8 protein-coding genes are annotated in these 9,276 nt (G+C 71.5%); 2 read left to right on the top strand and 6 right to left on the bottom strand.

The features are described from left to right. Positions 1-587, bottom strand: a 587-nt coding sequence (locus VFH10_RS14430; protein ID WP_325129757.1) for a class III extradiol ring-cleavage dioxygenase, incomplete at its 3' end; no start/stop codon positions are given. 46 nt (positions 588-633) lie between these two features. Further along, positions 634-1,323 carry a uracil-DNA glycosylase gene (locus VFH10_RS14425; protein WP_325129755.1) on the bottom strand — a complete coding sequence of 230 codons (690 nt, stop codon included), beginning with the start codon at positions 1,321-1,323 and terminating at the stop codon, positions 634-636. 165 nt (positions 1,324-1,488) lie between these two features. Here VFH10_RS14425 and VFH10_RS14420 point away from each other — a divergent pair, with 165 nt between their 5' ends. Continuing rightward, entirely contained in the window at positions 1,489-2,253 is a 765-nt protein-coding gene (locus tag VFH10_RS14420) for a class I SAM-dependent methyltransferase (RefSeq protein ID WP_325129753.1), read from the top strand. A 9-nt stretch (positions 2,254-2,262) separates the two neighbouring features. On the opposite strand, the gene VFH10_RS14415 is transcribed toward VFH10_RS14420, so the two are convergent. Genes VFH10_RS14415 through VFH10_RS14400 form a run of 4 tightly spaced genes read right to left on the bottom strand, consistent with a single transcriptional unit; the run spans position 2,263 to position 7,156 of the window. Beyond that, entirely contained in the window at positions 2,263-3,678 is a 1,416-nt protein-coding gene (locus tag VFH10_RS14415) for a pyridoxal phosphate-dependent decarboxylase family protein (protein ID WP_325129751.1), read from the bottom strand. Then, a complete protein-coding gene (locus tag VFH10_RS14410; protein WP_325129749.1) occupies positions 3,675-5,027 on the bottom strand; it encodes an MFS transporter in 1,353 nt (450 codons plus the stop codon). The genes VFH10_RS14415 and VFH10_RS14410 overlap by 4 nt, the downstream gene beginning before the upstream one ends. A 9-nt stretch (positions 5,028-5,036) precedes the next feature. Next, a complete protein-coding gene (locus tag VFH10_RS14405; protein WP_325129747.1) occupies positions 5,037-5,912 on the bottom strand; it encodes an SGNH/GDSL hydrolase family protein in 876 nt (291 codons plus the stop codon). Positions 5,913-5,920: 8 nt separating this feature from the next. Then, the gene (locus VFH10_RS14400) at positions 5,921-7,156 is read right to left on the bottom strand and encodes an alpha/beta fold hydrolase (protein ID WP_325129744.1); all 1,236 of its coding nucleotides are present in this window, start codon (positions 7,154-7,156) and stop codon (positions 5,921-5,923) included. A gap of 85 nt (positions 7,157-7,241) precedes the next feature. Between VFH10_RS14400 and VFH10_RS14395 the strand changes: the two genes are divergently transcribed. Then, the gene (locus VFH10_RS14395) at positions 7,242-8,846 is read left to right on the top strand and encodes an FMN-binding glutamate synthase family protein (protein ID WP_325129743.1); all 1,605 of its coding nucleotides are present in this window, start codon (positions 7,242-7,244) and stop codon (positions 8,844-8,846) included. The last annotated feature ends 430 nt before the right edge of the window (positions 8,847-9,276 follow it).

The following is a 9,276-nucleotide window of genomic DNA, read 5'->3' as shown; positions in this document are numbered from 1 at the left end:
GCGTCGGCCGCCCAGGCGTCGAAGTCCTTCGACCAGCCCGGAGCCGCGGCCTCGATGCGGAACTCGGTGAGGAACGGCAGCCCGTGGGTGAGGAACCCGGAGCCGATGATCAGCACGCCCTCGTCGCGCAGCTCCCGCAGGCGGGTGCCGAGGGTGAGCAGCTGATAAGGATCGTGCGTGGGCAGCGACATCTGCAGCACCGGGATGTCGCCCTCTGGGTACATGATCTTCAGCGGCACCCAGGCGCCGTGGTCGAGGCCGCGTGAGGGGTGCTGGTGCACCGGCTCGGTGTCCGGCATCATCGCCGCCACCCGCCGGGCGAGGGCGGAGGCGTCGGGCGTCTCATACTTCTCGTTGTAGTACTTCGCGGGAAAACCGCCGAAGTCATAGATCAGGCCGACGCCGGGCCCGGACGCACTGAGCGCGAGCGGGGCCGACTCCCAGTGGGCGCTGACGATGAGGATCGCCGTCGGCCGCGGCATGTCCGCGGCCAGGGTGCGCAGCTGGCCCGACCACACGGGGTCGTCCAGGAGCGGCGGCGCTCCGTGGCCGATGTAGAGGGCGGGCATCCGGGTGCTGTCGTCCATGACACTCCAAACTGTTGACACGTCAACCATATTCCTCGGACCGCTGTCAGGGAAGTCGCCAGTCCACCGGCGTACCGCCCTGCTCCTCGAGCATCCGGTTCACCCGGCTGAACGGACTCGAGCCGAAGAACCCCCGATGCGCCGACAGCGGGCTCGGGTGCGCCGACTCCACCCACGGGATCGGTGCGAGCTCCGGCTTGAGCGACTGCGCGTCGCGTCCCCACAGGATCGCCGTGAGCGGTTGGTCGGAGGCGCGCTTGGCGAGCACCCGGATCGCCTGGTCGGTGACCGGCTCCCAGCCCCGCCCGCGGTGGGAGGCAGGCTGCCCGGGCGTGACGGTCAGTGAGCGGTTCAGCAGCATCACCCCGGCGTCCGCCCACGGCGTGAGGTCGCCGGAGGTCGGCGGGAGTACGCCGAGGTCCTCCACGAGCTCGCGGAAGATGTTGACCAGGCTCTTCGGCGGAGCGACCCCGGGCGCCACCGAGAAGCTCAGCCCGACCGGGTGGCCCGGTGTCGGATACGGATCCTGCCCGACGATCAGCACCTTCACCTGCGCCAGCGGCCGGCTGAACGCGCGGAAGACGTGCTCGCCGCGGGGGAGGTACTGCCGGCCGGCCGCGAGCTCGCTGCGCAGGAAGCGCCCCATCGTGGCGATCTGCTCGTCGACCGGCGCCAGTGCCGCGGCCCAGTCCGGTGCCACGAGCCCCTTCTCCACCAGTCCGGCCAGAGCGCTCATGCGTGCCACCCTAGGGCGCGGCGTACGGCATGCAACGCGGAGTACACGTCACTTGGTGCACCGCCGGCAGTGCACCGAGCATCCACAACTCCGCGTCACAGGCGGACGGCGGTGAGGCGGCGGGGACACGGCGGGCCACCCCGGGGCGGGTCTAGAGTCACGGACGTGGGGTTCGACGTGGTGGCCACGGCGTACGACCGGTTCATGGGGCAGTGGTCGCGGCCGCTCGCGGAGCTGGTGGTCGAGCGGCTCGACCCCCACAGGGGCGACCGCGCGCTCGATGTCGGGTGCGGGCCCGGTGTGCTGACGGCCGTGCTCGTCGAGCGGCTCGGGGCCGAGGCGGTGGCCGCTGTCGACCCGTCTGCGCCGTTCGTGGCGGCGGCCTCCGCGCGCCTCCCGGGTGTTGACGTACGCCGGGGCAGGGCCGAGCAGCTGCCCTTTCCCGACGCGCACGTCGACCTGGCAGTGGCGAACCTGGTGGTGCACTTCATGCGCGAGCCGGTGGGCGGACTGGGCGAGATGGCGCGGGTCACCCGAGCGGGTGGACGGGTGGCGGCAACCGTGTGGGACCACGCGGGCGGGACCGGACCGTTGGCGACGTTCTGGACGGTCGCCCGTGAGATCGACCCGTCAGTCACGGACGAGAGCGCGTTGGCTGGCGCGAGGCAGGGTCACCTCCACGAGCTCGTGACCTCGGCCGGGCTCGAGGACCCGGTCGATGACCTGCTCACCGTGACCCGGCGGTTCGCCACGTTCGAGGACTGGTGGGCGCCGTTCGAGCTCGGGGTCGGCCCCGCCGGCGACCACGTGGCCACGCTGTCCCCGGCCGATCGCGAAGCGCTCCGGGACGCCCTCCGCGACCGGCTGGGCGACGGACCGTTCGAGCTGGGCGCCGCTGCCTGGTTCGTCGTCGGCCGGGTGGCCGGCTGAGGCACAGGCTCAGCGCACCGGCCGCAGCAACCGGTCCAGGAACGCGGTGAGCAGTGCCTCGCGCAGCGCGGGGGTCGAGAGGTCGAGCAAGGTGTTGATCTCCGCCATCGACTCGGGGAGCCCGACGCCCTCGCCCCCGGCCATCCCGACCGCGGCCAGCAGCCCGTCGAAGTCCTCGTCGGTCAGCGCCGCCGGGTCGAGACCCTGCACGAACGCCACGACCTCCGGGTCCACCCGCACCGGTCCGCTCGCCACCGCACCGGCGACCGCCTCGCGCAGGGCGTCGAGGAACTCCTGCACGTGGTCGGCCGTCGCGGCGCTCAGGGACAGGTGGATCGTCGGGGCGCCACCGTCGTGGGAGAGCTGCGGCTGCACCCACCAGCCGGCGCGCTGCATCGCGTCGGTGATGGTGAAGACGTCGCAGGTGTCGTCGGTCGCGAAGGCGACCAGGGTCGAGTCGGGCGGCTCGTCGATGGACAGGTGCTCGATCGAGCGGATCCCGGCCACCAGCTGGTCGACACCGCGGAAGACCTTCCCGGCCAGGCGCTGGTAGCCCTCGTCGCCGATCGTGGTCACCACCGCCCATGCGCCGGCGAGCGGGCCGCCCGACTTCGTCGACTGCATGGTGGTGTTGAGCATCGTGTAGCCCGGCCACGACGCCGAGGCGAAGAACTGCGGCCGGCGCAGCTCGGGCGTGCGGTGCAGCAGGATCGAGGTGCCCTTGGGGGCGTAGGCGTACTTGTGCAGGTCCACCGAGATGCTGGTGACGCCGTCCTCGGCGAACGTCCACGGCCGCACGGGCCGGCCCAGCCGGGCGGCGTACGGCAGCACCCAGCCGCCGATGCAGGCGTCCACGTGGCAGCGCACGCCGCGGGCGGCAGCCGCGGCGGCGATCCGGTCGACGGGGTCGACGACCCCGTGGGCGTACGACGGCGCGCTCGCCACCACCAGCACGGTGCGGTCGTCGATGGCCGCCTCCATCGCGCGCGGACGAGCGCGGTGGTCCTCGCCGACGCCGACCATCACCGGCTCGACGCCGAAGTAGTGCGCCGCCTTGTGGAACGCCGCGTGCGCGGTCACCGGCAGCACCATCCGCGGTCGGTCGATCTCGGGGTGCGCGTCCCGCGCCGCCTGTACGGCGAGCAGCACCGACTCGGTCCCGCCGGAGGTGACCGTGCCGACGGCGGTGTCGGGGGCGTCGAGCAGGTTCGCGGCCCGGCCGACCAGCTCGTTCTCCATCGCGAGCAGGCTCGGGAATGCGGTGGGGTCGAGCCCGTTGGAGCCGGCGAACGCCGCGACGGCCGCGCGGCCCACCTCGTCGGCCTCCTCGAGCCCGGAGTCGTAGACGTAGGCCAGCGTCCGGCCGCCGGTGACCGGCACGTCGTGGGCCTGCAGGGCGCGCAGTCGCGCGAGGACGTCGGTCACGGGCGGGTCCCTTCGAGAGTCGCGTGCTCGACGGTCTCGGCGTCGATGGAGTAGCGCCACAACGAGATCAGGCTGGCGAGGATGAGCCCGGCGGGCAGCAACGAGAACCCGAGAACGATCGCGGTGAGCGCGGAGTCGGGCTGGAACTGGTTGGTCCAGTCGGCCGGCTGCTCGGCGGAGAGGTAGCCGCCGGCCGCCAGCACTCCCGCGTAGATCGCGGGCCCGAGGGCCAGCCCGAGGGTCTCCCCGGCGGTCCAGACGCCGGTGTAGACGCCGACCCGGTTCTCCCCGGTACGACGGGTGTCGACCGCGGCCGCGTCGGGGAGCATCGCCATCGGGAACACCTGGGCACCGGCGTACCCGACCCCGACCAGGGCGGTGGCGGCGTAGACCCACCACGGCGGTGCCGACCGGGCCCACGTCAGCAGCAGCGCGGCCGTCGCCAGCACCAGCGAGGCGATCACGTAGCCGCGCTTCTTGCCGATGCGCGTGCCCAGCGCGCTCCACACCGGGGTGAGCAGCAGCGCTGGCCCCACGAAGCAGACGAACAGGATCGTGGTGGCGCCCTTGTCGACGAGCACCCAGCGGGCGACGTACGCCACCCCGGCGAGCATCGCTCCGACCGCGAGCGCCTGGACCACGAAGGTGCTGAGCAGCAACCGGAAGTCCCGCGCTCCGGCGACGACCCGCAGCTGCTCGCGCAGCGAGCCACCGCTGGAGGTCACCTGGCCGATCGGTGCCGAGCGGGTGCCGAGGTAGGCGCCGACGACGCCGACCACCAGCAGCAGGGCGACCGCCACCCCCATCACGCGGTAGCCGGTCCGTCCGTCGAACGCGTCGCGGATCGCGGGAGCGGACGCGCCGCTCGCCATGATCGCGAAGGCCAGGATCGCCACCCGCCAGGTCATCAGCCGGGTGCGCTCGTCGTAGGAGTCGGTGATCTCGGCCGGCATCGCCACGTACGGGACCTGGAAGAACGCGTAGGCGGTGGCGCAGGCGATGAACATGACCAGCACCCAGGCGGCGTCGAACACCTTCGAGCCGAGGTCGGGAGCGGCGAAGAGCAGCGCGAAGCACGCCGCGAGCAGCAGTCCCGCCCGGAGCAGGAAGGGCCGACGCGGGCCGCGCGGGTCCGTGGAACGGTCGCTGATGCCGCCCGCGATCGGGTTCAGCACCACGTCCCACGCCTTCGGCACGAACACGATGACGCCGGCGATGCCGGCAGCGATCCCGATCGTGTCGGTCAGGTAGGGCAGCAGCATCAGCCCCGGGACGGTGCCGAAGGTGCCGGTGGCCACGGAGCCGAGGCCGTAGCCGGCGCGGACACCTCTGGGCAGGGGCGCGGACATGGCTGAAATCTAGTCGGACTCCTCGGCCAGCTCGTCGAGGACCAGCTCCGCCACGGCCTGCTGTCCGCGAGCCAGCGGGTGGAGTGCCGCGCCGACGCGGCGGCTGCCGACCCGGCCCTGGACCCACGGCTCGTGGGAGCACACGTCGTGGCCGTGGGATGCGTCGTACACGTCGACGAAGTCCACGTCGGCCTCCTCGGCGGCCGCCTCCATCTCGTCGCGCAGGCGCTCGTTGACCACGCGGAAGGTCTCGCGGTCCTGCTCACGCATCCGCGGCAGCCGTGGACAGCTGCCGCTGTCGGGCAGCAGCTGCGGGTAGCCGACCAATAGGATCCGGGCGTCCGGGGCCCGCTGCCGCACCTGCTCGAGCGCGTCGACCAGCGCCGGCCGCAGCTGGTCCAGGATGGCCGTCAGGCGGACTTGCTGGTCGGCCAGCCGGCACACCCCCGCCTGGCGGCGGCACACCGTGGCCAGGCGTGCGTAGAGGCGGCCGTTGTTGAAGCCGATGCCGACTGTGACTAGGTCGGTCTCGTCCGAGAGCGCGTCGAGCTGGGGCGGCACCTGCATGCCGGCATGCGTCTGCTGCCGCCCGGGCAGGTCCCAGGTCTGCGCGCCGCTGCAGGAGCGGTCCTGCACGTCGGCGATGCGCAGCTCGCGGGCGACCAGCTGCGGGTAGTTGTTGGTGGAGCGGTTGCAGCCGTAGGCCACGTCGTTGAGCGGGACGTACGGCGCCGCGGTGAACGAGTCGCCCATCGCGACGTAGTGGTGGTACTCCGGTGGCCGCGACTCGGCGGTCCCGAGGCTGGCCACCCCGACCGCCATCGTCACGGCCAGCAGGGCCAGGAGCAGGCGCCACGCCTGGGAAGGGGCCTGGGGCAGCTTCACGGACGGCTTCAGGACTTGCGGTTCAGGTTGCGTGAGGAGGCCGACGCAAAGCGGCGTTCGGGGTTGGAGCCGATCGCCGCGCGGTCGGGCGCGACGTCCGTCTTCGCCGTCGGCGCCTTCTTCGCAGGCTTCCTGGCCGTCTTCTTCGCCTTCTGGGTCGTACGGCGGGCCTCGGGCTCGGGCGTGGACCACTGCTCGATCCACTCGTCCATCGTCACCCAGGTCGTCCCGCGGGCCGCGCGACCGGTGAGCATGCCGAGGTGGCCGCCGGGCACGATCTCGAAGCGCACCTCCTCGGCATTGGGCAGCAACCCCACGAGTGCCTTGACCGCCTTGATCGGGGCGATGCCGTCGGTGTTGCCGGCGAAGACCAGCACCGGGTGGCGGATCGTCGAGACATCGATCTCGTGCCCGGAGAGGTCGACCTTCCCGGTCAGCAGCTGGTTGGCCTTGAGCATCCGGTGGTAGAGCTGGCCGAAGCTGCGGCCCGGGTAGGCGATCATGTTCTCGGTGAAGCGGTCGACCGCCTCGATCTGGGCGAGCCACTCGGCGTCGTCGAGGTGCTGCAGGATCGCCAGCGGCTTGGTGAGCATCTTGGTGCCCGAGCTGATCTGGAAGGCCCGGCGTACCAGCGGCTTGGGGGCTCCACCCAGCGCGCGGTAGATCTGGGTGACGATGCCGCCGCTGGTGAGGTTGAGGATCGGCCGCAGCGGTGCCACCAACGGCACTTGCTTGACGTCGAAGGGGGAGCCGACGACGGTCAGCGACGCGATCGGCAGGTCGGGCTGGTCGGCGGCGACGAGGACGCTGAAGATGCCGCCGAGGGACCAGCCGATCACGTGCACCGGTCGACCACCGGCGTGCTCGCTGGCCGCCTTGATCGCCTCGGGGACGACCTCGTCGACCCAGTGCTCCATGCCCAGGCGGCGGTTGGCGAAGGAGATCTGGCCGTACTCGACGAGGTAGGTGGGACGACCCTGCTGCACGAAGTGCTCGACCAGCGAGCAGCCCCGGCGCAGGTCGTAGCAGAGGGCGGGCGCCGCGAGCGGGGTGACGAGCAGCACCGGGTCCCCGGTCTCGCGCACCCGGTGGTGCGGCCGGTAGTGGTAGACCTCGCGCAGCGGTCCGTCGTCGATGAGGGTCCGCGGCATCGGGCGGAGGTCGGCCAGCCCGCCGTACAGCACCTTGTGTGCGACGTTGCTGGCGGCCGACGCGACCTGGTCCGGCTTGGGGATCAGATCCATGGTGCGGAATCTACCTACTCGTCACGGTCACTGCGCCCGGCTCCGGCTCATGGACATCACCCGACCCGTCGAGTAGGCATTGGACATGAAGATCTCGCGAGCCATCGGCGGAGCCGGAGTCGCCCTGGGCGCCGTGGCGCTGCGCGACCTGTTCCAGAAGAACCACGCGCTGCAGCGCAACTTCCCCGTGATCGCGCACTTCCGCTACTGGCTGGAGACGATCGGTCCCGAGCTGCGGCAGTACATCGTCACCAGCAACGACGAGGAGCGGCCGTTCAGCCGCGACCAGCGCTCCTGGATCTACGCCTCGGCGAAGCAGGAGAACAACTACTCCGGCTTCGGCACCGACAACGACATCGAGCACCTGCCCGGCTACCCGATCATCAAGCACCGCACCTTCGCACAGTCGCTGCCGCACGACCACGCGGAGAAGTCCGGCCTACCCAGCGCGAAGGTTCTCGGCGAGGCCAGGGGCCGAGCCAAGGCGTTCCGCCCGCAGTCGCTGCTGAACATCTCCGCGATGAGCTTCGGCTCGATGTCCGGCAACGCCATCAAGGCCCTCAACCTCGGGGCCAAGGAGGCCGGCTGCATGCACAACACCGGCGAGGGCGGGCTCTCGCCGTACCACCGGCAAGGTGGGGACATCGTGCTGCAGGTCGGTACGGCGTACTTCGGGTGCCGTGACGAGCAGGGCAGGTTCGACATCGAGCGGCTCAAGGCGGTGGTCGACTCCGCCCCGGTCAAGGCCATCGAGATCAAGCTCTCCCAGGGCGCCAAGCCCGGTCTGGGCGGCCTGCTCCCGGCCGCCAAGGTGACCGAGGAGATCTCCCGGATCCGCGGCATCCCGATGGGCCGCGACTGTGCCTCGCCGTCGCGGCACACCGCGTTCAGCGACCCGGACAGCCTGCTCGACTTCGTCGAGATGGTGGCCACCGAGACCGGTGTCCCGGTGGGCATCAAGAGCGCTGTCGGCGACATGTCGTTCTGGTACGAGCTGACCCGGCTGATGGCGCACGGCGACCGCGGGGTCGACTTCGTGACCGTCGACGGCGGCGAGGGTGGCACCGGCGCGTCACCGGTGGTGTTCGCGGACTCGATCGCGTTGCCGTTCCGGATGGCGTTCTCCCGCGTCTACGGCACCTTCGCCGAGGCCGGGCTCACCGACGACGTCACGTTCATCGGGTCGGCGAAGCTCGGGCTGCCGGAGAACGCCATCGTCGCCTTCGCCCTCGGCGTCGACATGATCAACGTCGCCCGCGAGGCGATGATGTCCGTGGGCTGCATCCAGTCGCAGAAGTGCCACACCGACAAGTGCCCGACCGGGGTCGCCACCCAGGACCCCTGGCTCACCCGCGGCCTCGAGCCGGTCTCGAAGGGACACCGGTGCGCGCAGTACATCCGCACCTTCCGCAAGGAGATGGTCAAGGTCTCCGAGGCGATCGGCGTCGCGCACCCGGGCCTGATCACTGCCGAGGACGTCGACATCTTCTGCGGCGACTACGAGGCGCGGTCGCTGCGTGCCGTCTACGGCTACAAGGACGGCTGGGGGTCGCTCGGCCCGCGCCTCGCCGCCGAGATCACCGAGCTGATGGCCCCCGGCGGCACCCGCCCCGAGCGCCGCTCGATCGAGGCCGGCGAGGGCGAGAAGGAGGACGAGTCCGCGTTCTCGGGGCTGACGGCGGAGGAGTGAGGGCGCCGCTCCGGCAGCTGTAACGCGGAGTTCACGCTGCTTAGTGCGCGGCCGGCGGTGCACTAAGTGTCCATGACTCCGCGTTACATGCGGATCGGGGCGCCTCGGGGTCCCACGAGCGGCGGCGGTCCGTCGTACGTCCTGCGATCTGGCTGCGCGAACCCGGGAGGTCCTGCGAATGGCCACCTGGGACGACCCCGCTCCGCAGGACGTCCGACCGTACGACGACCCGACCGCAGGACGCAGCACGCGCAGCAACGACCGCCCCGCAGGACGGACCAGCCCTCACGCGCCCTTGACCGGCCGCGTCGTCTTCGTGTGCGTGGGCTGCGCGTTCGAGAGGACGTCGAGGAACGTCGAGGCCCAGTGGGCGACGTCGTTCTCCGCGACGGTCTTGCGCATCGCGCGCATCCGGCGGGAGCGTTCCTTC

The organism is Nocardioides sp., assembly GCF_035697785.1.
GTDB lineage: Bacteria > Actinomycetota > Actinomycetes > Propionibacteriales > Nocardioidaceae > Nocardioides_B.
The sequence above is the reverse complement of the archived record's forward strand: the minus strand, read 5'-3'. Positions and strand labels throughout refer to the sequence as shown.

Bases quoted from the DNA above. Each gene is read 5' to 3' on its own strand.
- VFH10_RS14410 (WP_325129749.1), bottom strand. From the start codon at position 5,027: ATGTCCGCGCCCCTGCCCAGAGGTGTCCGCGCCGGCTACGGCCTCGGC.
- VFH10_RS14425 (WP_325129755.1), bottom strand. From the start codon at position 1,323: ATGAGCGCTCTGGCCGGACTGGTGGAGAAGGGGCTCGTGGCACCGGAC.
- VFH10_RS14400 (WP_325129744.1), bottom strand. From the start codon at position 7,156: ATGGATCTGATCCCCAAGCCGGACCAGGTCGCGTCGGCCGCCAGCAAC.
- VFH10_RS14395 (WP_325129743.1), top strand. From the start codon at position 7,242: ATGAAGATCTCGCGAGCCATCGGCGGAGCCGGAGTCGCCCTGGGCGCC.